Origin of the sequence: Photorhabdus kleinii (assembly GCF_025384885.1) — a bacterium.
In the GTDB taxonomy this organism is placed as follows: domain Bacteria; phylum Pseudomonadota; class Gammaproteobacteria; order Enterobacterales; family Enterobacteriaceae; genus Photorhabdus; species Photorhabdus kayaii.
The window spans coordinates 60,789-84,591 of the sequence record NZ_JAJAFY010000005.1; the positions used below are offsets into that span (position 1 = coordinate 60,789).

Annotated in this window: 25 protein-coding genes; 18 read left to right on the plus strand and 7 right to left on the minus strand. The window is 37.6% G+C overall.

The annotated features are described in order from the left end of the window. Window positions 1–80: 80 nt before the first annotated feature. The 9 genes from LG003_RS04905 (at window position 81) to LG003_RS04940 (ending at window position 9,042) form a co-directional block, all read left to right on the plus strand. Complete coding sequence (locus tag LG003_RS04905; RefSeq protein ID WP_262980298.1) at window positions 81–851, plus strand: hypothetical protein; 771 nt, start codon at window positions 81–83, stop codon at window positions 849–851. Window positions 852–1,016: 165 nt separating this feature from the next. Continuing rightward, a complete protein-coding gene (locus LG003_RS04910) occupies window positions 1,017–2,186 on the plus strand; it encodes a glucosamine inositolphosphorylceramide transferase family protein (protein ID WP_262980299.1) in 1,170 nt (389 codons plus the stop codon). Window positions 2,187–2,188: 2 nt separating this feature from the next. Next, complete coding sequence (locus LG003_RS04915; protein WP_262980300.1) at window positions 2,189–3,640, plus strand: oligosaccharide flippase family protein; 1,452 nt, start codon at window positions 2,189–2,191, stop codon at window positions 3,638–3,640. Window positions 3,641–3,860: 220 nt separating this feature from the next. After that, complete coding sequence (locus tag LG003_RS04920; protein ID WP_262980301.1) at window positions 3,861–4,814, plus strand: NAD-dependent epimerase/dehydratase family protein; 954 nt, start codon at window positions 3,861–3,863, stop codon at window positions 4,812–4,814. Window positions 4,815–4,835: 21 nt separating this feature from the next. Continuing rightward, complete coding sequence (galE, locus tag LG003_RS04925) at window positions 4,836–5,852, plus strand: UDP-glucose 4-epimerase GalE (protein ID WP_262980302.1); 1,017 nt, start codon at window positions 4,836–4,838, stop codon at window positions 5,850–5,852. A gap of 188 nt (window positions 5,853–6,040) precedes the next feature. Further along, the gene (locus LG003_RS23355; protein ID WP_390894100.1) at window positions 6,041–6,160 is read left to right on the plus strand and encodes a hypothetical protein; all 120 of its coding nucleotides are present in this window, start codon (window positions 6,041–6,043) and stop codon (window positions 6,158–6,160) included. A gap of 164 nt (window positions 6,161–6,324) precedes the next feature. Beyond that, complete coding sequence (locus LG003_RS04930) at window positions 6,325–6,687, plus strand: GtrA family protein (RefSeq protein ID WP_262980303.1); 363 nt, start codon at window positions 6,325–6,327, stop codon at window positions 6,685–6,687. Further along, window positions 6,687–7,601 carry a glycosyltransferase family 2 protein gene (locus tag LG003_RS04935; RefSeq protein WP_262980304.1) on the plus strand — a complete coding sequence of 305 codons (915 nt, stop codon included), beginning with the start codon at window positions 6,687–6,689 and terminating at the stop codon, window positions 7,599–7,601. The genes LG003_RS04930 and LG003_RS04935 overlap by 1 nt, the downstream gene beginning before the upstream one ends. A 1-nt stretch (window position 7,602) precedes the next feature. Next, window positions 7,603–9,042 (plus strand): glucosyltransferase domain-containing protein, encoded by a 1,440-nt coding sequence (locus LG003_RS04940; RefSeq protein ID WP_262980305.1) that lies wholly within the window; start codon window positions 7,603–7,605, stop codon window positions 9,040–9,042. A 122-nt stretch (window positions 9,043–9,164) separates the two neighbouring features. Here the strand turns inward: LG003_RS04940 and LG003_RS04945 are convergent, their stop codons facing one another. Further along, on the minus strand, window positions 9,165–9,455 hold the full coding sequence (locus LG003_RS04945) for a hypothetical protein (protein ID WP_262980306.1): 291 nt from the start codon (window positions 9,453–9,455) through the stop codon (window positions 9,165–9,167). Between the two features lie 529 nt (window positions 9,456–9,984). On the opposite strand from LG003_RS04945, the gene LG003_RS04950 reads away from it, so the two are divergent. From LG003_RS04950 to LG003_RS04965, 4 genes are all read left to right on the plus strand, one after another. Then, on the plus strand, window positions 9,985–10,560 hold the full coding sequence (locus tag LG003_RS04950; RefSeq protein WP_262980327.1) for a methyltransferase domain-containing protein: 576 nt from the start codon (window positions 9,985–9,987) through the stop codon (window positions 10,558–10,560). Window positions 10,561–10,756: 196 nt separating this feature from the next. Beyond that, window positions 10,757–11,245 carry a tRNA (uridine(34)/cytosine(34)/5-carboxymethylaminomethyluridine(34)-2'-O)-methyltransferase TrmL gene (gene trmL / locus LG003_RS04955; protein WP_262980307.1) on the plus strand — a complete coding sequence of 163 codons (489 nt, stop codon included), beginning with the start codon at window positions 10,757–10,759 and terminating at the stop codon, window positions 11,243–11,245. A gap of 265 nt (window positions 11,246–11,510) precedes the next feature. Continuing rightward, on the plus strand, window positions 11,511–11,699 hold the full coding sequence (locus tag LG003_RS04960) for a hypothetical protein (RefSeq protein ID WP_112877803.1): 189 nt from the start codon (window positions 11,511–11,513) through the stop codon (window positions 11,697–11,699). Between the two features lie 163 nt (window positions 11,700–11,862). Beyond that, window positions 11,863–12,561 (plus strand): class I SAM-dependent methyltransferase, encoded by a 699-nt coding sequence (locus LG003_RS04965; RefSeq protein ID WP_112877804.1) that lies wholly within the window; start codon window positions 11,863–11,865, stop codon window positions 12,559–12,561. 98 nt (window positions 12,562–12,659) lie between these two features. Here LG003_RS04965 and cysE read toward each other — a convergent pair whose 3' ends face one another. From cysE to LG003_RS04985, 4 genes are all read right to left on the minus strand, one after another. Further along, on the minus strand, window positions 12,660–13,481 hold the full coding sequence (cysE, locus tag LG003_RS04970) for a serine O-acetyltransferase (RefSeq protein ID WP_112877805.1): 822 nt from the start codon (window positions 13,479–13,481) through the stop codon (window positions 12,660–12,662). Between the two features lie 44 nt (window positions 13,482–13,525). Continuing rightward, entirely contained in the window at window positions 13,526–14,548 is a 1,023-nt protein-coding gene (gpsA, locus tag LG003_RS04975; RefSeq protein ID WP_262980308.1) for an NAD(P)H-dependent glycerol-3-phosphate dehydrogenase, read from the minus strand. Then, window positions 14,548–15,024, minus strand: coding sequence for a protein-export chaperone SecB (gene secB, locus LG003_RS04980; protein WP_262980309.1), 477 nt, complete (start codon window positions 15,022–15,024; stop codon window positions 14,548–14,550). The genes gpsA and secB overlap by 1 nt, the downstream gene beginning before the upstream one ends. Window positions 15,025–15,093: 69 nt before the next feature. Next, window positions 15,094–15,531 (minus strand): rhodanese-like domain-containing protein, encoded by a 438-nt coding sequence (locus tag LG003_RS04985; RefSeq protein ID WP_112877808.1) that lies wholly within the window; start codon window positions 15,529–15,531, stop codon window positions 15,094–15,096. A 481-nt stretch (window positions 15,532–16,012) separates the two neighbouring features. Here LG003_RS04985 and envC point away from each other — a divergent pair, with 481 nt between their 5' ends. Both envC and LG003_RS04995 read left to right on the plus strand, forming a co-directional pair. Continuing rightward, a complete protein-coding gene (envC, locus tag LG003_RS04990) occupies window positions 16,013–17,320 on the plus strand; it encodes a murein hydrolase activator EnvC (RefSeq protein WP_262980310.1) in 1,308 nt (435 codons plus the stop codon). A gap of 4 nt (window positions 17,321–17,324) precedes the next feature. Beyond that, window positions 17,325–18,236 (plus strand): divergent polysaccharide deacetylase family protein, encoded by a 912-nt coding sequence (locus LG003_RS04995; protein WP_240000781.1) that lies wholly within the window; start codon window positions 17,325–17,327, stop codon window positions 18,234–18,236. Between the two features lie 133 nt (window positions 18,237–18,369). On the opposite strand, the gene tdh is transcribed toward LG003_RS04995, so the two are convergent. After that, window positions 18,370–19,395: an L-threonine 3-dehydrogenase gene (gene tdh, locus LG003_RS05000; protein ID WP_262980311.1), complete on the minus strand. Its 1,026-nt coding sequence runs from the start codon at window positions 19,393–19,395 to the stop codon at window positions 18,370–18,372. A gap of 9 nt (window positions 19,396–19,404) precedes the next feature. Next, entirely contained in the window at window positions 19,405–20,601 is a 1,197-nt protein-coding gene (kbl, locus tag LG003_RS05005) for a glycine C-acetyltransferase (RefSeq protein ID WP_262980312.1), read from the minus strand. Window positions 20,602–20,834: 233 nt separating this feature from the next. On the opposite strand from kbl, the gene rfaD reads away from it, so the two are divergent. From rfaD to rfaC, 3 genes are read left to right on the plus strand one after another with little or no spacing between them, the layout of a single operon-like run. After that, the gene (gene rfaD / locus LG003_RS05010; protein ID WP_112877813.1) at window positions 20,835–21,773 is read left to right on the plus strand and encodes an ADP-glyceromanno-heptose 6-epimerase; all 939 of its coding nucleotides are present in this window, start codon (window positions 20,835–20,837) and stop codon (window positions 21,771–21,773) included. Between the two features lie 10 nt (window positions 21,774–21,783). Continuing rightward, complete coding sequence (rfaF, locus tag LG003_RS05015; RefSeq protein WP_262980313.1) at window positions 21,784–22,833, plus strand: ADP-heptose--LPS heptosyltransferase RfaF; 1,050 nt, start codon at window positions 21,784–21,786, stop codon at window positions 22,831–22,833. After that, complete coding sequence (gene rfaC, locus LG003_RS05020) at window positions 22,833–23,801, plus strand: lipopolysaccharide heptosyltransferase RfaC (protein ID WP_112877815.1); 969 nt, start codon at window positions 22,833–22,835, stop codon at window positions 23,799–23,801. Before rfaF ends, rfaC begins: the two co-directional genes overlap by 1 nt. Window positions 23,802–23,803: the final 2 nt, after the last annotated feature.

Genomic DNA, 23,803 nt, shown 5'->3' on the forward strand with positions numbered 1-23,803 from the left:
CAATATATTTATTTTAGAGCTTATATTTTTTTTCACAACCCTATTTATTGTTAACAAAATCATATCAAATAGGCTAAATCATGTTCAGTTGCAGTTATACTCGAAATAGTCTGAAGATTCTAGAAATTCATTATGCTTCAGATATACAAAAAATTTATAATGATAATAAAAATAAAAAATATGACATTCTAAAATGTTACCAAGTTAATGAAAAATTACCAAACTTACAAGAATTTCATACCTTACAAATAGACTTAGAAAAAAATATTGATGAAATCTACTCAGATTTTGCTAAAAACACTCGTAATGAAATAAATAGAAACATAAAAAATGATGATATAGAATACGTTATCAAGAATAAAGTTTCCAACGAAGATATTGAATTATTCATTACTATGTTTAGAGATTTTGATCGTATGAAAAATCTTAATACTAATATATCAGAACTTGAAGATAGCCTTATCCGAAATATAAATAATCTTACATTTTTTCAAGGTATAAAAGATGGTAATATTCTAGTTTTCAACATCTATTACTGTGATAATATCCGTGCAAGATTAAAATGTTCAATCTCAATCCGAGGCGATGATAATCAAGAGAGAAACCTTATAGGAAGAACAAATAGAGCTTTGTGTTTTAAAGCCATATCACATTTTAAAGAAAACGGCTATAAACTATTTGATTTAGGTGGTATTTCTTTATCCGAAAAAGATAACAATAAGAAAAATATCGATTCATTCAAATCTAAATTTGGCGGTGTTCTAGTAACAGAGTATGAAGGAAATTCACCTTTAAGTTTGAAGGGTAAATTATCAATGTTCTTATATAAAATTAAAAATAAGATAAAATAGTTAATCCCAGTATAATAAAAAATCCTTCAGTTAAGAAAATATTTATTACTAAATGTTTTCGTTTATATTCAGATTCTATTAGAATAATATTAACTTTCTTAAACACAATATTTATATTAAGCCAAAAAGAAAATTTTTTAATGTAATACAAATTTGGAGTAGACTTTGATTTCTGTAAAAATTGGTAGTGGTAAATCCATTGATTATGAAGTAGTAAACTCATGTTTGTTTTACAATAAATTAACGTTGGAATTTTCATTTTCCGACGGACGTATTATAAAATCATCTTTATTGCCAAATAGAATTTCATTTGCAAAAAATAAAAAGCTTATCAACGAAAAAATTGCTTTATTTGAAAAGAGATTTAATCAAAAAGCCAAGATTGTCAACCCTAAGCGCATAATATTTATAGAGTATTTCCTATACTATTTTTGCTTAGTCGTAAAAAATATCTTTGTTAAGTTTCTTATGCCAAACCAATGGATTATAGCATATCGTAAAATTGGTGATAAAGACTGGAAATTCATTGAGTTTAAAAGAAATGAATTAATGGCAGATCCTTTTATTTATTATCATGATAATAAGTACTATGTGTTTTATGAGAGCTTAAATTACGATATCGACCAAGGATATATTGCTGTTGGTGAGTTAAATACAGAAAAAAATAAAATCATAAATATTAAGAAAGCTATTGATGAAGATTATCATCTTTCTTTTCCCTATATATTTAAGATTAACTTCGAATTATACATGATTCCTGAATCATCAGAAAATCATACAATAGATCTTTATAAATGTACTAAATTTCCATATAAGTGGGATAAAGTAAAAACACTTATTAATAATATAAAAGCTGTTGATACAGTTTTGATCAAAAATGGAAAGATGTGGTACTTACTTACTAGTGAGAAAGTTTGCGGTGCTTCTTATGGAGATGAATTGACCATATTTACAAGTGAAGATCCATTAACAAAATCATTTCAGCGCCTTTCTAATATTCCTGCTGTTCATGACGTTGCTTTAGCGCGTAATGCAGGTTCCATTTATATGAATAAAACAGGCAACTTATACCGAGTATCACAAGACTGTTCCCGTCGATATGGTTATAAAGTTAACGTGATGAAGATTAATCAATTATCTGAAAATGAATATCGTGAAGAACTTATATCTAAATTTGATTTACCTAAAAATACAATTGCAATGCATACATACAACTTTGCCAATGAAATAGAGATTACTGATTTAAAAATCATTAATAAAGATATTGTTTCATTAGTAAGAAATGCCATTCGTATTTTCAAAAAAATAATTATAAAATTAATGAATTATAATTAAAAATGCCAAAATCAATCACTGTTAATAGTATATATAAACTGACTTTAAATCTATTCAGATTTACTCTGCCTGCGTTAATTATACCTTATGTATATCGTACATTATCTCCCGATAATATTGGTTCTGTTAATTATGCTGAAAGTATTTATGCATACATAAATTCAATAGCAGTATTAGGCATCTATTATTATGCTATAAGAGAACTTGGGAAAGTAAGAGCCGAAAAAAACAAAGCATCGGAGTTATTCTCAAATATATATTTGATAAATATATTTACCATTTTATTCTCTTTGATCATATACTGCTTTATTATTTTCTACTTTATAACAGACCAAAAGACTTACATAATTTCTCTTATACTTATCGCTAAATTGTTACTTCTAGCCTTTGATATTGAATGGGTCAATGAAGCCTATGAAGAATATAAGTTTATATCATTAAAAACAATGTGTTGCAGAGCTTTTTCTTTAATTTTGATGTATTTATTAGTGAACGCTAAAGAAGACTATATAATCTATGTCTGGCTAAATGTACTCTTCGATGCAAGTAATGCGCTTATTTCGTTCTACTATATTATTTTCTATAAGAGAAACGTTTATTTTTCAGTAAAACTCATTAAGTTTGACTTGATAAAGAAACACTTCAAAAAAGTATTATCAACATTATTCATCATTGATATTGGATTCTTCTTTTTTAGTTTTGATAAGGTGATGTTAGGTGCATATTCATCGATTGAAGAAGTTGCATTTTATACTCTTGTTGAAAAAATAATATTAATTATTGTTGTTTTCTCTTCAACTTTGACCCAGGTAACTTTACCTCGATTATCTATACTTGCAAATTCTAATCGAGAAGAATTTATTCTGTTAATACAACGAATTTTTACCGCATTAATGATGATAATAATACCATCATTATTCGGTGTTTTCATTTTATCTAAAGAGGTTCTCTATATATTTGGTGCAACTGAATATACTAGTGCCGCCCCTGTAATGAAAGCTTTCATTTTCTATATCATGATATTCGCTTTATTGAAAGTGTTGGGTAGCCAAATTTTATTTTCTTTGAATAAAGAAAAATTTTTTATAAGATTATTGATCGCATTCAGTTTGATAAATATCCTCATAAAATTGTGTATAAAAGATCACCAGACTGCTCAAAGCAGTATACTAATTACAATATCACTATTATCTATTTTGTGTTTATTTCTTTATGCTTACATATATTACATAGAAGGGATTAAAATTAATTTTTTAAATAAAAGCTTTTGTATTTACATTATTGCTTCCTTGCCCATGTCTGGTATTTATTTCTTACGGGAATACTTTGTAAACATATATATATTTACTGCAATAAGTATAATCTATGCTTTTGTAAGCTATACTTTTATTCTATTATTAACTAAAGAACAAGTGTCACAAGGTTTAATAAAAAAAATATTTAGACGAAATTAATTTGGGCCTGTCCTAGATAAGTAATTTGATCCAAGATATCCAAATGAGAAAAAGTAATTCCGGGATATAACGTTTATATTATTTTCGTTTATTTCAATCATTTTAATATTAGGGGCAATAGAGTTCCGTCTTTTATTAAGTGGTCAAACTCAATATGCCACTATACTTAACGTTATTATTGTAGCTCTATAGAATTGTCAGAAAATAAAAAGGATGGAAAATGATCAAAATAATTGGAGGCTCCGGTTTTATCGGCACCCGTCTCTCAGCTCAATTAAAAAAAGAAAATATCAAATTCAAAATTATTGATAAAAGAAGGAGTGAAGCTTTCCCTGATAACTGGGAATATGGTGATGTTACAAAACCAGAATCCTTATTAGAATCTCTTAAAGATACCTCTATAATCATAAACTTAGCAGCAGAGCACAAAGACAATGTTCATCCGATTAGTCTTTATTATGACGTCAATGTTGACGGGGCTAAAAACGTTTGTTCAGTCGCAGAACAATTAAATATTAAACACATCATCTTCACATCATCTGTCGCAGTATATGGTTTTGTAGAAAAAGAAACAGCTGAAGACGGAGAATTCCATCCATTTAATGATTATGGTAAATCAAAACTCGAAGCCGAATATATATATAACGCATGGCAGATAAAAGGAAAAGACAGAACTTTAGTTACAATTCGCCCAACTGTTGTTTTTGGAGAAAAAAATAGAGGTAATGTTTATAATTTATTCCGACAAATAGCATCCGGTCGTTTCCTCATGATCGGTACAGGAAATAATAAAAAATCTATGGCATATGTAGACAATGTTGCTGCATTTCTACAATACGCTACCTCATTCTCTTCAGGTCGCCATGTATTTAACTATATAGATAAACCGGACTTCACAATGAATGAGCTAACAAACATTATATGTAACGCTCTAGATAAAAGAAAACCTAATATTAAGATACCTTATACTATTGGTGTTTTAAGTGGTTATTGTTTCGATATATTATCTAAAATCACAGGTAAAGAATTTCCTATTAGCAGCATTCGTGTTAAAAAATTCTGTGCTCGCACACAATTCAAATCAAACTGCATTGAAGGAACTGGCTTCAAAGCCCCTGTTTCTTTAGAACAAGGTATTACTAACACTGTTCAGTCTGAGTTTAAACATCTATAAATTTATCATGTAGGATAATAGATGCCAACCTTAATCACCGGCGGAGCCGGCTACATCGGCTCACATACAGTATTAGCACTTCTGGAAAGAGGGGCTGATGTTGTTGTTATCGATAATCTTTGCAATTCATCACCAGAATCTCTTCGTAGAGTTGAAAAACTTACTGGCAAATCAATAAAGTTCTATCAAGGTGATGTACTTGACTTAAATTTACTAAACAAAATCTTCCAGGAAAATAACATTGAATCTGTGATTCATTTCGCAGGTTTAAAAGCCGTTGGTGAATCCACCAGAAAGCCTCTTGAATATTATCAAAACAATGTCACTGGTACCCTAGTTCTGTTGCAGGCCATGCGTGCCAATGGTGTACATCAACTGATTTTCAGTTCATCTGCAACAGTTTATGGTGATCCTGAATTTGTACCACTCACGGAAAATGCTAAAGTTGGTGGTACAACTAACCCTTATGGCACTTCTAAACTGATGGTTGAGCAAATTCTAAAAGATTTTGCCGCTGCCGAACCAAGTTTCAAAATTACCAGTCTAAGATATTTCAACCCCGTCGGTGCTCATCCATCAGGTATGATTGGCGAAGATCCTAACGGTATTCCCAATAACCTATTGCCTTATATCACTCAGGTTGCTATTGGCCGTCTGGAATGTTTATCAGTCTACGGCAACGATTATCCAACCAAAGACGGTACCGGTGTTCGTGATTATATTCATGTGATGGATTTGGCTGAAGGCCATATTGCCGCCATTGACTATCTGGATAAACAGCAATCCTATGAAGTTTTCAATTTAGGAACAGGTGCTGGTTACTCTGTACTTGAACTACTTCATACTTTTGAAAAAGCATCAGGTAAAGATATTCCATATAAAATTACAGATAGACGTCCCGGGGATATTGCTGAGTGTTGGTCTGATCCATCCAGAGCCCACGATATCCTTGGTTGGCAAGGGACGCACAATATAGACGATATGATGCGTGATAGTTGGAATTGGCAAAAAAATAATCCCTATGGATATGGAAATTAATAATGATGATATCTAAAAAACTAAAGGTAAATATAGATAAGAACCCTCTCATCAGATATGTCATATTTATCCTACTTCCTTCAATTTTTTCTTCAAAAGAGGGGATTAAGAAAAATAAGAGATATCACAAATACAATCTGGCATGCTTTGTATGCATTCCAGGAAGCGGTGGAAAGTATTAACAAAACATTCTTGGCTGGACGGATTGGGGAACTTTGCTTGGTGTAATAAGAGAAAAAGACTTTATTGTACATAATAATGATCTGGATTTTGGCATGTATCCATCTAATTTTTCTTATAAAATTTAAAGATCATTAATCTCCAAAGGTTTTGAGAAACGCAAAAATTTTAAGAAAGATAAAGGGGAAACAGCTCTCGAATATACTTATTCCTCAAGAGGTGTATAAGTAGATATCTTCTTCCATTCTAAAAATGAACAAACTCACAAAAGTTTAATTTTTACTTTATACACATGATAAAATTGTTCACAAAATACGTTTCTATTGGTGCTATTAATACACTCATTCACTGGACTGTTTTTGGTGTTGTACATCATTTGCTTGATGCAACCCAAGCTATCAGCAATTTAGCGGGATTTAGTATCGCTGTAACATTCTCTTTTTTCACTAATGCAAGGATTACATTTAAAGTAAGAGCTACAGGCGAGAGATATATGGCATTCATCTCATTTATGGGGTTACTTAGTTTCTTAACTGGATACCTATCTGACAAGATGGATTTACCTATAATAGCTACGCTAATAATATTCTCAGCAATTAGCCTAGTTTTAGGGTTCATTTACTCAAAATATTTTGTATTCAAAGGTAAAGAATAATGAAAATTTCATTGATTGTGCCTGTCTTCAATGAAGAAGAAGCAATACCAATTTTTTATAAGACCGTCAGGGAAAATGAAGAGCTGAAAAAATATAATATAGAAATTTTATTTATCAATGATGGTAGTAAAGACTCAACAGAGAACATCATTAATGCTCTAGCTGTTTCTGATAAACTCGTTATTCCTTTAAGCTTCACAAGAAATTTCGGTAAAGAACCGGCATTATTTGCAGGTTTAGATCATGCTACTGGTGACGCAGTGATTCCGATTGACGTTGACCTACAAGACCCAATAGAGGTTATCCCTCAACTAATAGAAAAATGGCAGCAAGGTGCTGACGTAGTTCTCGCCAAACGAACTGACCGCTCTACAGATGGGTGGATAAAACGCAAAACAGCAGAGTGGTTTTACAAACTACACAACAAAATCAGCACCCCAAAAATAGAAGAGAATGTTGGTGACTTTCGCCTGATGTCTCGCGACACAGTTGAGAACATAAAAGAATTACCGGAGCGTAATTTGTTCATGAAAGGCATTCTTTCTTGGGTTGGTGGTAATATCAAAATTGTAGAGTACACGCGTGCAGAACGCTCTGCTGGCGAGTCTAAATTCAATGGCTGGAAGCTATGGAACCTCGCCCTAGAAGGTATAACCAGCTTCTCCACTTTCCCACTGAGAGTATGGACTTACATAGGCATTGGCGTAGCTTTTTTTGCACTCATTTATGCCGCTTGGATGATCCTTGATAAATTGATTTGGGGAAATCCAGTACCAGGGTATCCATCTCTATTAGTATCTATCTTATTTTTAGGTGGTATACAATTAATTGGTATCGGTGTCCTAGGCGAATATATCGGACGTATTTACACTGAAAGTAAAAAAAGACCAAAATATTTATTAAAAAGGAAATAAAATGAATTCTTTTGTTAAGAATTGCAAAAATTCATCCATAATTCTGTGTCTATACATGATACCTATTTTTTTATATGGAACATACTATCGAGATGATCATGGTAGAGTTATATCACAATATTTTGACTGGGACTTGGATGGAAGGCCATTAACAAATATTGTTATAAAAGCCTTAAATTTTGGTGATAGATTGACAGATATAGCTCCATTATCACAAATTTTATCAATTATAATTTCTGCCATATCTTGCGGAATAATTTGTACTTATATAGTAAAAAAAGAAAAGCTATCAACAATTATTTCAGTTTCATTATTATTTCTAAGCCCATTTTACATTCAAAACATGCTGTATAGATTTGATGTTGTCACAATGGGATTATCTATCTTTTTTGCTGTAGCCCCTTTTATTTTAAAAGATAACTCAAAAATATATATACACTGCATTGTATCTTTAATATCTATCTTATGCCTACTTATGACATATCAGGCTGCCATTCCAGTTTTTTACGCCTCTATTTTTCTCTCATACATTTGTCACTCAAACAGAAGAAATATTATTGTAAATATAACAAGAGTAGTATGCGGTGGAATTTCATTGTCAGTATATTATTTTATAATCTCTCCTCTATTTGTTGGTGGTGGTTATGCAAAATATAGAGCTGAACCTGTTGTTCTATCTTCTGGAGAATTTATTGAAACAATATTATCCAACTTAATCTCTTTATGCAATTATTTGTCAGCATTAATAAATCAAAAATTTTTTATTATTTTCTCATTAGTAATATCTCTAAATATCATTCTTATTTTTCAATGGGCAAAATCAAAAGAAAACAAAAAAAATCAACTCCTGTTATTTTTATTTTTTATACTTTCTTTTTTTACATCATTCTTAATTTTCTTTTTTTTAAAGAAACCTGTTTATGAGCCACGAATAATGATTGGCATAAATTCATTAATAATGATTTTTGGTGTAAATATAACGCTTAAAAATTATAAAAACATTTATATAAATTCATTTGTAATATCTGCATTATTATTGCCAACATTATTCTTCTTTTCAATAGCGACAAATTACATAAATGCAAGTAAAGCGTATATTAGTTATGAGAAAGAAGTAATCAGATCTATGTATAATGATTATAATAGTTTAAATCTTGATGGTAAAGCATACATAAATGGTTACCTATATCCACCATATATAACCGATCAAGTTTTGCAAAAAATACCATTTCTTAGGAATATTATTGGTAGTCGTATTGGTGGGTTAACTTCGTATTTGAAGAAATCAGATTTCCCTCTATTTGAATTTGAAGGTAGCAATACTACTTATCAAAGTGATATAAGTTGTAATGACGTTTTAAAAAAATATAATGGAATATACACTGTTGTAAAATATAAAAACGAAAATTATTTTTATTTAAATAACATTCAGTGCCAATAAAAATCATACTACCGGTAATTTTTATTACCGGCTTACTAAATTTTTCAATTAAGCCATTGAGTGTATGTAATTTCAATATTAAATTCTAATTCATCCGGCAACTCTGTAATTTTCACTACAGATTAAGTTGCATTATTTACTATATGGAAATATTCTTTACCAGAAAAAGCTCCTCTTTGATTATATACCAAAATTAATGTCCACTTATAGCCACTAACAGCATTTAAAGACTGTGTCTGTATAAATGACCAACAGTTATCAAATCTAGGAGTGTACTCAATAATAAGACAGTGGTCATCAATAAAGTCAACGTATATTTTATGAATACCCCTTAACTTATAATAGTCTGTTGGAATAACAAAATTACCATTAAATTTACATATGTTACCTACTCTGCGTAAACCGATAAGCATTGTTTCCCTCAGAAGTCATATGAAGAATGTACATATTAGATAGAAGATTTAAATTTACTAATTTTGAGGGTAAATTAGACATAATTCTGTTGTCTCTACCATCAGCCCCTCTTATATCAACCATGTATTTACCTTATGAACCATAGTAATTATAACCCCATATATACGCTTTTATTTCGTTAGCACCAGCCCCATCAATCTTTAACCTTCTTTAGCCCATTGCTGAATAAAACCAATATTTAGATTAAAAATTTGAGTATAGCATACATATTTCCCAAGATCTTTTGGAATGCAGTTTAGTATAATTCCACTTATTCCCTTGACTACTAAATTTTTAAGTGTACACGCAGTAATCCAATTGGATGACCACTTGATAGTTAAAATCATAAGTAGATTCGTAGACTTCAATAAATAAAGTATTTCACCCTCTTCTAAAGATAAATTATCAAAATGGTACCAATAAACAGATTTCTGCCTACGTTTTAAATAAATATATGGACACCGACTCGATTCAAGTAGGTGTCCATATATTTATTTAGGAAGCCGAAATGGTGGATTATCACTGTGGGCAGCATTAAATGGAGGTAATGTTTTATGTACGGATCTAAATGGCCCTACTCCAAAGGCACAGGAGAAACATAAGCGTTATAATATAGAAAACAGAATTCGATATGGTAAATTAAGTGCATTAGATATTAAATATAGAAACCATTTTGATATTGTTATGCTTAAATCAGTATTAGGTGGTATTGGTTATAATTCAAATAAATCAGCACAAAAAAAGGCGATTAATCAGATTTTTCATTCATTAAAAGAGGATGGTGAATTTTGGTTTGCAGAAAATTTGGTTGCATCGCCATTGCATAAATTTCTCAGAAAAAATTATGTTACTTGGGGAAATGCTTGGGGCTATGTTACTGTCAACGAAATGACCGAGTATCTGTCAGCATTTTCAAATGTTAATTATACAACATTAAGCTTCCTCGCTACGTTTGGCAGGAATGAATCTCAAAGAAAATTTTTAGGGAGTTTAGACAATAAAGTTCTAAATAAAGTCGTTCCTAAACATTGGCACTATATTATCATCGGTGTGGCAAAAAAGTAATCCAGAAAGTTTCTGAAAAATTTAGTCTGTTAGGATTATATCCAGTGATGTTTTTTCACTTTTAAGTTTACTGACAATACAATCGAGTACCTCAACAGGGAAAGATCTTCTAACAAATAAATAAGAATATCGATGAAATCCCCCTGCATCCCCTCCTGATTTCTGCTAATCTGTGCCCCTTGTTTCTGGGGGGCATATGCTAAACATCGTATTATTTGAACCTGAAATCCCGCCTAATACCGGTAATATTATTCGCCTTTGTGCCAATACTGGCTTCCAATTGCATCTGATTCAGCCTCTGGGCTTTACCTGGGATGATAAAAGGCTACGTCGAGCCGGGCTGGATTATCATGAGTTTGCCAATGTTAAACAACATCATGATTATTTTGCTTTTTTAGAGAATGAAAAGTTAATAGAAGAATCTTCTGCTCGTTTGTTTGCTCTCACAACGAAAGGAACTCCGGCACATAGTGCGGTAAGTTATCAAGCCAGGGATTATTTAATGTTCGGGCCGGAAACCAGAGGGCTACCGCCTTACGTACTGGATAATATGCCACCACAACAAAAAATCCGTATCCCAATGCTGGCAAACAGCCGCAGTATGAATCTTTCCAATTCAGTCGCTGTTGTCGTTTTCGAAGCCTGGCGACAATTAGATTATCAAGGCGCTATCATAAAAAATTAGTGTGTCATTAAATAAGCGTGACTAATATCGCTACACTTTCTTACAATAGCCCAACGTGTTATTTATTTATCGTATCGCGGCAATTTTTTCTTCTTTATGTGGGTCTGGTGAAGAATAGTTTTCTACTCTACACCAGATTCACGATGAGCCAAGCACCCATTTTTGTCATGTTCTCGGATGAAGTGTGGTACGTAAAATAATTAACTACGATGGTTATCAGCTCAGGAATGTAGCAATCTGTAATCACAGGAACATATTAAATGAGATGAATAAGCGCTACTTAAACCCAGCAGGTAAGCTTTCCAGCCAGCCAATACCATATCCGCCAAAAGCATGGGTAGAGGAAAATAGGAAGACATTAGACGTAGCTTTTATCCTGGGTTTTTCTGAACAAGTTTTTGCGCTAAATCATCGTTTATTACGGGACGTAGGTGCTATGATTAGTATAGAATAACCCGATTGAGTGATTTTATCTCTTTAAAAATTGACTCATATAACTCAAATCGGGCTAATTTCTTCAAATGATCTACTGTTTTTTTAAAACTATTTAGATCATAATAATTCAATAAAGTTAGTATTAAGACAACTCATTTTCATTGATATATATTGGTTACTCTATGAAAGCAAAAAATTCAAAAGAATTTCTCCAAGATGTCATAGAATGGGACATATACAATTGGAGCCATGCCTTAAAATATTGGCAAGATAATTCTAGCTTAGAATTAAAATCAGCTAATACTCTAGAAATAGGCAGTGAAAATGGTGGGTTATCGTTGTGGGCTGCATTAAATGGTGCAAATGTCCTATGTACCGATCTAAATGGCCCTACACCAAAGACACTGGAGAAACATAAACGTTATAATATAGAAGATAACATTCAATATAAAAAATTGAGTGCATTGGATATTAAATATAAGAACCATTTTGATATCGTTATGTTTAAATCAGTATTAGGCAGTATCGGCTATAATTCAAATAAAACAGCACAAAAAGAAGCTATTAATCAAATCTTTCACTCATTAAAAGAGGGTGGTGAGTTTTGGTTTGCAGAAAATTTGGTTGCATCGCCATTGCATAAATTTTTTAGAAGAAATTATATTAAGTGGGGAAATGCCTGGGGTTATGTCACCGTCAATGAAATGACAGATTATCTGTCAGCATTTTCAAATGTTAATTATACAACATTAGGCTTCCTTGCTACATTTGGCAGGAGTGAATCTCAAAGAAGATTTTTAGGGGTGTTAGATAATAAAGTTCTAAATAAAATAGTTCCTAAACATTGGCACTATATTATAATAGGTGTAGCAAAAAAATAGTTTATAGAAGATTTAATAAGTTAAGTATTCTAGATCATATTTTCACATTTAATATGTGAAAATATGATGAATATCATTCATACCCATATTTGGAAAAATTAAATACCATCACCATATTCGAAACCGTGGTTGATACCATTAAAATGTTGGTTCATATCCAATGATGGCTTTTCGCTTTCAGGTTTACCGACAATACGGGCTGGCACTCCAGCGGCTGTTGTATGTGGTGGGACAGAGCGAAGTACAACTGAACCTGCGCCAATTTTGGCACCACGACCAATTTCGATATTACCCAGTATTTTCGAACCTGCTCCAATCATCACCCCTTCCCTGACTTTTGGATGACGATCACCCCCTGTTTTACCAGTACCACCAAGGGTGACAGATTGTAGGATAGATACGTCATTTTCCACTACCGCCGTTTCACCAATCACAATGCCTGTAGCATGGTCAAGCATAATGCCACAGCCAATCTTTGCTGCCGGATGAATATCAACGCCAAAAGACATCGAGATTTGGTTTTGCAGATAAATAGCCAGTGCTTTACGTCCTTCTCCCCATATCCAATGGGCAATACGATAGGCCTGCAAAGCATGAAACCCTTTGAGGTAAAGCAGAGGAGTTGAATATTTGTCCACAGCGGGATCACGTAAACGTACTGCTATGATGTCGCGAGCAGCAGAAACAATCATCTTTTGATCTGAGCTATAAGCCTCTTCTACGATCTCTCTAACAGCAATAGCCGGCATAATTGGCGTAGCCAGCTTATTAGCCAGCATATAACTCAAGGCACTACCAAGATTTTCATGTTTGAGTAACGTTGCATGAAAAAAACTGGCTAACATCGGTTCACATTCAGCCAGCGCTCTCGCTTCTGTTTTTATGTTCTTCCAAACTTCGTCCAATTCCTCTAGCGACATATTTTTTACTCTCACATTTAGAACCTATCTCATTAGATTTTTATTCAAGAGCGCACATCATCGCTCTCATCCTTTCTGGCTCTTCCTAATAATGCCTGAGCAGCTTCTTTCACATTTTTATTGCAATAGAGTATCTGATAGATTTGTTCTGCAATCGGCATTTCTACATTGGCACGATTAGCCAACGCACGTACTTCTTTGGTATTGCGGTAACCTTCAACAACCTGTCCAATCTGATATTGGGCTTCTTCGACACTAATTCCCTGCCCCAACATCATGCCAAAACGACGGTTACGTGATTGGTTATCAGTACAAGTTAAGACCAAATCGCCCAATCCCGCCATGCCCATAAAGGTTGAAGGATCAGCCCCAAGCGCTGTACCAAGGCGACTCATTTCCGCCAATCCACGAGTAATCAAGGCAGTACGAGCATTAGCACCAAAACCCATACCATCAGATATTCCCGCACCAATGGCAATTACGTTTTTTACGGCACCACCGAGTTGAACTCCAATAAAATCAGGATTTTTATAAACCCGGAAGCTTTTGCCACAGTGGAATAATTGCTGAAGTTCATCGCCAAAAGCAGATTCCGTCGCGGAAATAGCAATCGCAGTGGGCAAACCAGCCGCTAGCTCTTTAGCAAATGTTGGCCCAGAGAGCACCGCTAGCGGTATTTCATTGCCTAATATCTCACGGGCCACATCCTGTAATAACCGACCAGTATCCGCTTCCAAGCCTTTAGTTGCCCAGACGATGCGTGAATCAGGCCGTAGATGTAGTTTTACCTGCTTTAGCACTTCACCAAACACATGGCTAGGTACTACAACAAGAATATCGCGGCTCGCTGTTAGTGCTTTTATGAGGTCTGTTTCAAGCAATAAATTATCAGGAAAGGAAACATCCGGCAGAAATTCCTGATTACAACGCGCCTGTTGCAATGCCCCAATATGCTCTGGATTATGCCCCCAAAGTACAACATTATGACCATTACGAGCCAGCGTAATGGCTAATGAGGTGCCGTATGAGCCGGCACCGATCACTGTCATAGAAACAGTACTATTCATTAAGCTTCCTGTTCAGTTTGTTCACCACCCGGAGACTGTTCTGCCTGCTGTTGCAAGTAGTTCATGAACAGGGCATCAAAGTTTACTGGAGCCAGATTCAGTTGTGGGAAGGTACCACGGCTAACTAAGCTAGTGATGCATTCACGAGCATATGGGAACAGGATATTCGGACAGTATGCCCCCAAGCAGTGAGCCAACTGAGTTCCTTCGATACCGTCAATAGAGAAAATACCCCCTTGCTGTACTTCACACAGGAATGCCGCCTCTTCTCCCAAAGTCGCCGTTACAGTCACACGCAGAACAACTTCATAAACCCCTTGAGCTAACTCACTGGAAGCGGTATCCAGATCCAGTTTTACTTCCGGCTGCCATTCCTGCTGAAACACTTGCGGTGCGTTTGGTGCTTCAAAAGAGATATCTTTGGTGTAGATACGTTGGATCTGGAAAGCCATTTCTGTATTGCTTTGTTCTGACATAATAATTGTTACCTTTAGATGTCCTTATTAGATTTTTTATGTGAATGTCGCCATTCACGCCCAAAATGATTACTTTTTACCACGCGCCAACGGCAAGTTTTCACCTGTCCAACCAACCAAGCCCTCTTTCAAGGAACATACGCGTTCAAAACCAGCATGGATAAGATTTTCTGCCGGAGTACGAGATTCAGTGCCATTCGCAGAAACAACAATGACAGGCTGTTTTTTATGTTTTTCCAACTCAGCAAAATTGTTGTCTTTAATTTCAGAAGGAGTCAGGTTTAATGAACCAATAATATGCCCTTTGCGGAAATCTTCACGGGAACGTAAATCCACGACGATGGCTTCTTCTTTATTGATCAGATTAATAGCTTGAGCACGAGTTATCTCTTTGGTTTTAGAGAAGAAACCTCTCGTTGTAGTCACAATAACGGCAACCAGCAGTGCAATCCAGATGAGGCTTAAGGTCATATGCTGGTTAATAAATTGCATGATTTCTTGCAGCATGGGGGCAACAACTCCCGTTGGTTAATAACAAATATCTAAGGCTCCAGAGTATACCTTTGTGTTGCGTCAATTACAGCCAAATAGCACAAGCTCAATGCAAATTTTGCGGAGAGTTTCGAGAAAAAATAAAAATATCCTGAAAATGAAGCATATTAAGTACATGACCAGCATCTGCCCTGTCACACTAAATGTATGCAGGCATTTCAACGATAAGTAGGCTAATATGTTTATACCCGTTATCTTTCAAGTTGCCTCTTTGTTGGCTGCACTCGCTCACCCCGGTCACATAGTTTGCTATGCTCCCGAGGATTCACTCCCTTGCCGTCGCGATGCATCTTGAAATCCATTGGGTATATTATTATTCAATTTCGATGTTAAGACAGCATTATCTGAAAGTGTAAAAAATCAGCGTAGCATCTGGTAACTCTTTGTTCATCATGAAATAATCTAGTGCATACAGTAGCAAGGTATATTTACAGAAATGGCTGACAACAAGGAAATACATAGCCGTAATTATCGGCGCAATCAGAACTCATGGCGAAATAATATCTGTGCCTCATTGTTCTATGCTTTCCTATTTGTTATTTTCAGCTTTAATACCTTTGCAAATCAAATTATCGCCAATAAAAATCAACTGAAAGATCTCCAACAAGACATCGCGGAGAAAGAGAAAAGTGTGCAACAACAGCAGCAAAAACGGAGTTCTTTGCTAAATCAGCTAAAAGATCAGGAAAATACCATTTCCAAAATTGGTCAATCCCTACACAACACTCAAACTCAACTCAGTAAGCTGAATAAAGAGATTACCGCTCTAGTCTCCAATATCAAAAAACTGGAAAAACAACAAAAAGCGCAACGAGATATGCTGGCACGCCAACTGGATGCCGCATTTCGTCAAGGGCAACATCAAGGGCTTGAACTCATGTTCAGAGGAGAGGAGGGTAAGAGAGGAGAGCGTATACTCGCTTATTATAGCTACCTTAATCAAGCCCGTCAGGACACCATTGTGCAACTTGAACAAACCGCCGTTGATTTAACTGAACAAAAAAAACTGGAGCAACAGAAACAGGAAGAGCAAAAGCAAGTTCTGACTGAGCAACAACAACAGAAACAACAAATGGAAGTAGCCCGCAACGCCAGGCAGAAAACCCTGACTGAGCTGGAGTCTTCCTTAAAGAAAGACCAAAAAAATCTCGCTGAACTAAAACAAAATGAAACCCGTCTGCGAGATAAAATCGCTAAGGCAGAACGGGAAGCGAAAGCACGTGCTGAACGAGAAGCCAAAGAAGCTGCCCGGGTCCGTGCTCAGATTGCAGCGAAACAGAAGCAAGCACAGAAAAAAGGTTCCAGCTACAAGCCAACTGAAGATGAGCGCGCACTAATGGCGCGTACCGGTGGCCTTGGCCGTCCGGCCGGTCAGGCAATCTGGCCTGTCCACGGTAAGGTGATACATGAGTTTGGTGAAGCGCTGCAAGGCGAATTACGCTGGAAAGGCATGGTAATTTCGGCCACAGAAAGTACTGAAGTCAAAGCGATATCCGATGGCCGGGTGCTGCTGGCTGACTGGTTGCAAGGCTATGGGCTGGTTGTCGTTATAGAGCACGGTAAAGGTGATATGAGTCTCTATGGCTATAATCAGAGTGCCCTGGTCAGTGTCGGTCAGCAAGTTCGTGCCGGACAACCTATTACGTTAGTCGGTAACAGTGGCGGTCAGCAGCAACCGGCACTCTATTTTGAAATTCGCCGTCAGGGAAGAGCGGTAAACCCACAACCGTGGCTTGGGAGATAATCAGGTGAGACAACGCAAGTTCGCAAAACTCATTGGTACTACCGCCCTGTTACTTTTGAGCCTACAAGCCAGTGCTGCCCGTCTGGCTATTGTTATCGATGATTTTGGCTACCGTCCTCATAATGAAAACAAAATATTGCAGATGCCTGTTGCAATCTCTATCGCCATTTTGCCGGATTCACCACATGGCAGGGCAATGGCTGAAAAAGCATATAAACAAGGACGGGAAATCTTAATCCACCTGCCAATGGCACCTTTAAGTAAGCAACTGCTAGAACCGGATACTCTCCAGCCAACCATGAGCAGTGAAGAAATTGACCATATCATCCAACGTGCAATACAAAAAGTCCCTTATGCTGTAGGAATCAATAACCATATGGGCAGCGCGATGACTTCAAGCTTGCCGGGAATGCAGAAAGTGATGCGATCACTGTCTCGTTATAACTTCTATTTTCTCGACAGCGTGACGATTGGCAATACTCAGGCAACAAAGGCCGCGCAAGGCACACCTGTTCGCGTTATCCGCCGTGATATTTTTCTGGATGATGTGCAATCAGAAGCAGAAACCCGCCATCAGTTAAATCGCGCGATTTCCATTGCTCGTAAAAATGGTTCCGCTATTGCTATCGGCCATCCTCATTCAACAACCATTCGCGCATTACAACAGATGCTGCCAACGCTTCCTGCGGATATTGAGTTAGTCAGCCCAAGTAGGTTGTTAAGCGGCAAACCTGTTGGGGGTAATCACCATAAATGGGGCAAGCTGTGTGAAATAAAAGAGGCCCCCATTACAGTTACCAGCCAAGATTATCTGGCGGTTATTGGCGACACTCTGATTGATAATCCTATTGTGAACACGGTGAGCCGATATATCCAGAAACTAACTGGAGATAAGTCTCAGGATAAAACAGAATAGAAGCTCATTTTAAGAAATAGCCAATTATCTTGTTATTTCTATTTATTCGATAATAGCTTGCAATATTGCTAATGCCTTAAACAGGCGCTCAAAAACTAAAAGCGCCTGTCAATCTTAGTAGTAACTTTACTGATTAATCCCAGTTCAGAATAACTTTACCAGACTGCCCTGAACGCATGATGTCAAAGCCTTTCTGGAAATCATCAATAGAGAACCGGTGAGTGATAATGGGAGTCAAATCCAAACCAGACTGAATCAATGTCGCCATTTTGTACCAGGTTTCAAACATTTCACGGCCATAAATACCTTTGATAAACAAGCCTTTGAAAATCACCTGATTCCAATCAATTGCCATATCTGATGGAGGAATGCCCAACAACGCCACACGGCCGCCGTGATTCATGGTATTTAATAAAGTACGAAACGCCGCCGGAGCGCCGGACATTTCCAAGCCAACATCAAAGCCTTCCGTCATGCCCAATTCTGCCATGACATCGGTCAGACTTTCCTTGCTGACGTTCACCGCACGGGTGACTCCCATTTTACGTGCCAGCTCAAGGCGATATTCGTTAACATCTGTGATAACAACATGACGCGCACCAACATGTTTACAGACTGCCGCAGCCATAATACCAATGGGGCCTGCACCAGAAACCAGCACATCCTCACCAACCAGATCAAATGAAAGCGCGGTGTGAACAGCATTGCCAAATGGGTCAAAAATAGAAGCCAGTTCATCAGAGATGTTATCTGGGATTTTGAATGCATTAAATGCAGGAATAACCAGATATTGAGCAAAACAACCGGGGCGGTTTACCCCTACGCCAATGGTATTACGGCATAAGTGAGTGCGGCCGCCACGACAGTTACGGCAGTAACCACAAGTAATATGCCCTTCGCCAGACACTCGGTCACCAATTTTAAAACCCTTTACTTCCTGACCAATAGCAACGACTTCACCAACATACTCATGACCGACAACCATCGGTACAGGAATGGTTTTTTGCGACCAGTCATCCCAGTTATAGATGTGTACATCCGTACCACAAATCGCCGTTTTACGGATTTTGATCATCACATCATTGTGCCCCAACTCTGGCTCAGGCACATCAGTCATCCAGATGCCTTCTTCTGCTTTTAACTTTGACAATGCTTTCATAGAGATGCCTTATGCAATTACGTTCAATTGCTTACCAATTCGCGTGAACGCCGCAACTGCGCGTTCAATTTGCTCTTCCGTATGCGCTGCTGACATTTGCGTGCGGATACGGGCCTGATTTTTAGGGACTACCGGATAGAAGAAACCGGTAACATAAATGCCTTCTTTCAGTAATTCTGCGGCAAATTCCTGTGCCAATTTTGCATCACCTAACATGACAGGAATGATTGCATGGTCAGCCCCTGCTAAAGTGAAACCTGCTGCTGTCATTTTTTCACGGAACAGGTTAGCGTTCTTCCACAGACGATCACGCAATGCATCTCCCTCTTTCAACATGTCCAGCACCTTGATGGATGCCGCAACAATCGCCGGCGCCAGTGAGTTAGAGAACAGATATGGACGTGAACGCTGACGCAACCACTCAACAACTTCTTTACGCGCCGCAGTATAGCCGCCAGAAGCTCCCCCCAACGCTTTACCTAATGTGCCGGTAATGATGTCAATACGATCCATTACGTCACAATATTCATGCGTACCACGACCATGAGCGCCAACAAAACCAACAGCATGGGAGTCATCCACCATGACCATCGCATCAAATTCATCAGCCAGGTCACAGATAGATTTCAAATCAGCAATAACGCCATCCATTGAGAACACACCATCGGTTGCAATCACAATATGGCGTGCATTATCTGCTTTGGCTTTCTCCAATTGCGCTCTCAGTTCTTGCATATCATTATTAGCATAACGATAACGCTTCGCCTTGCATAAACGGACGCCATCAATAATAGAAGCGTGGTTCAGCGCATCAGAGATAATGGCATCTTCCGGCCCAAACAGCGTTTCAAATAGACCGCCATTAGCATCAAAACAAGAAGAATAAAGAATGGCATCTTCCATGCCCAAAAATTCCGCCAGTTTTCTCTCCAGCTCTTTATGAGTATCCTGAGTCCCGCAAATAAAGCGAACAGACGCCATACCAAAACCGTGGCTATCCATTCCCGCTTTAGCAGCCGCAATAAGCTCAGGGTGATTAGCCAAACCTAAGTAGTTATTTGCGCAGAAGTTAATAACATGACTGCCATCGGCTACAGCAATGTCAGCATTTTGTGCAGAAGTGATGATACGTTCATTTTTGAATAACCCTTCGGAATGGGCTTGTTCTAATTGTTCATTAATTTGCTGATAAAATGATGCTGACATTTATTTTCTCCTGATTTATAAATGAAGGGTCATTACACATTTTACTCATTGATCAGGCAACTGACGACTCTATCAGGCAGATAATATTAACTTTGCTGTACCCGTCACGCCATGCAACCTGAATGACCATAATATTTCAGTATATTCCCCTGCTTAAGCTACTGTCGTCATGGATGTTAGATGTTATTATAGAAGCAATTTGCTTCATTAACCCGATTGTAGAGGTAAGTCGGATGATTATTGTCACTGGCGGTGCTGGATTTATTGGTAGCAATATTGTCAAAGCACTAAATGACGAAGGATATAAAGATATTCTGGTCGTAGATAATCTGAAAGATGGTACTAAGTTCATCAATCTGGCTGACTTGGATATTGCTGATTACATGGACAAGGAAGAGTTTATTGCCAGTATTCTGGCCGGTGATGATTTCGGTGATATTGACGCTATTTTCCATGAAGGCGCTTGCTCATCCACAACCGAGTGGGATGGCAAATATATGATGGATAATAACTATCAATATTCAAAAGAATTGCTGCACTATTGCCTTGAACGCGGCACTCCTTTCCTGTATGCCTCCTCAGCAGCAACCTATGGCGGCCGTACTGATAATTTTATCGAAGAGCGTCAATATGAGAAACCGCTCAATATTTATGGTTACTCTAAATTTCTATTCGACCAATATGTCCGGGAGATCCTGCCTCAAGCTGATTCACAAATTTGTGGTTTCCGTTATTTCAATGTGTATGGACCACGTGAAGGGCATAAAGGCAGTATGGCTAGCGTTGCCTTTCATTTGAATAATCAAATCAATCAGGGACAAAACCCAAAACTATTCGCCGGCAGTGAAGGCTTTCAACGTGATTTTATTTATGTTGGTGATGCCGCTGCGGTTAATCTTTGGTTCTGGAAAAACGGCGTTTCCGGTATTTATAACTGTGGAACGGGTCGTGCTGAATCTTTCCAGGCGGTTGCAGATGCGGTTGTTGAATGCCATAAAGATAAATCTCTCACTGTTGAGCATATTGATTTCCCTGAACATCTGAAAGGTCGTTATCAGCGTTTCACGCAAGCAGATCTGACCAAACTTCGCGCGGCGGGTTATGATAAGCCATTCAAAACCGTTGCCGAAGGGGTAACGGAATATATGCATTGGCTCAATCAGGATAAGTAATCTACTCACTATGAAAATATTGGTAATCGGCCCCTCGTGGGTGGGTGACATGATGATGTCGCAAAGCCTTTACCGGACGTTAAAGGCTTTGCATCCTAATGCAGAAATTGATGTGATGGCTCCAGCCTGGTGCCGCCCACTGCTGGGCAAAATGCCGGAGGTCAATCAAGCATTAGCTATGCCATTAGGACATGGCGCACTGGCATTGGGTGAACGCCGCCGTTTGGGGATCGCCCTGCGTGAACGTAAATATCATCGCGCTTATGTGCTACCCAATTCTTTCAAATCTGCCTTGGTGCCTTTCTTCGCCAATATTCCTCTGCGTGCTGGCTGGCGTGGTGAAATGAGATATGGATTGCTCAATGATATTCGTACATTGAATAAAGAAGCCTTCCCATTAATGGTTCAACGCTATGCCGCATTGGCTTACGATGCAAAACCCAGTAGTGCGGCAGAGCTGCCTCAACCATTACTTTGGCCTCAACTGGATGTCAGTGACGAAGATATTGCTGAATCCACCGCGGCATTCAATATTTCTGATCATCGGCCTATCATCGGTTTTTGCCCCGGCGCAGAATTTGGCCCGGCGAAACGCTGGCCGCATTATCACTATGCCGCGTTAGCTCAACAGCTTATTACTAAAAAGGGGTATCAAATTCTGCTCTTTGGCTCTGTCAAAGATCACGAAGGTGGAGAGGATATCCGCAACTCACTGACTAAAGAAGCCTGTGAACACTGTATCAATCTTGCCGGACAAACCTCTCTTGAACAGGCAGTCAATATTATCGCGGCCTGTGATGCCATTGTGACCAACGATTCTGGCTTGATGCATGTTGCCGCAGCACTTAATCGCCCTCTGGTTGCGCTTTACGGCCCAAGTAGCCCAGATTTTACTCCACCATTATCCGATAAAGCGGAAGTTATCCGTCTTATTACTGGCTATCATAAAGTCAGAAAAGGTGACAGTGCACATGGCTATCACCAGAGTCTGATTGATATTCAGCCAGAGCAAGTTATCACTTCTCTAGAAAAATTATTACAAGCGGAGAACCAGAGTTAATGCGGGTTTTATTGGTCAAAACTTCTTCTATGGGCGATGTCCTCCACTCGCTCCCTGCACTGACTGATGCAGAAAGAAACTTACCTGACGTCCGTTTTGATTGGGTAGTAGAGGAAGGTTTTGCTCAAATCCCCGGCTGGCATAGTGCGGTTGATCAAATTATTCCTGTTGCTATTCGCCGCTGGCGTAAAAACTGGTTTAGCCCAGAAATTCGTGCAGAACGTCGTTTATTCAAAGAAAAATTAAAATTACATCAATATGATGCCATCATCGATGCTCAAGGGTTATTAAAAAGTGCATTTCTGGTAACCCGACTCGCTTATGGTCCTAAACATGGTTACAACCGCAAAAGTATCCGTGAGCCATTAGCGAGTTTTTTTTATGATTGCTGTCATGCGGTCAGCAAGCAACAGCACGCCGTAGAGCGCATTCGAAAACTGTTTGCTGTCAGCCTGGGTTATACCAAACCGGCGGCACAGGGCGATTATGGGATTGCCAGTCACTTTTTAAAGCAGAAATTAGAAAATCAGGGCGATTATCTGGTTTTTCTCCATGCCACCACTCGCGATGAAAAACATTGGCCGGAAAGCCATTGGAGACAGCTTATTGCTGAAATTCAGCCAACGGGTATGAAAATTAAGCTCCCTTGGGGCGCAGAACATGAATACCAACGTGCGCTGAGACTGGCGGAAAACTTCTCTCATGTGGAAGTATTACCAAAGCTGACTTTGGCACAAGTCGCCCAAGAGTTGGCCGGTGCAAAAGCGGTTGTTTCCGTTGATACTGGCCTGAGCCATCTCACTGCCGCATTGGATCGCCCTAATATCACGTTGTTTGGTCCGACAGATCCAGGACTCATTGGTGGTTATGGCAAGGAACAAATATCTTTAAAAGCGGAAGATGGGAATATCAAAAGTATTACACCATCGAAAGTATTAGCTCATCTTCAAAAAAATATAGCTGATTAATT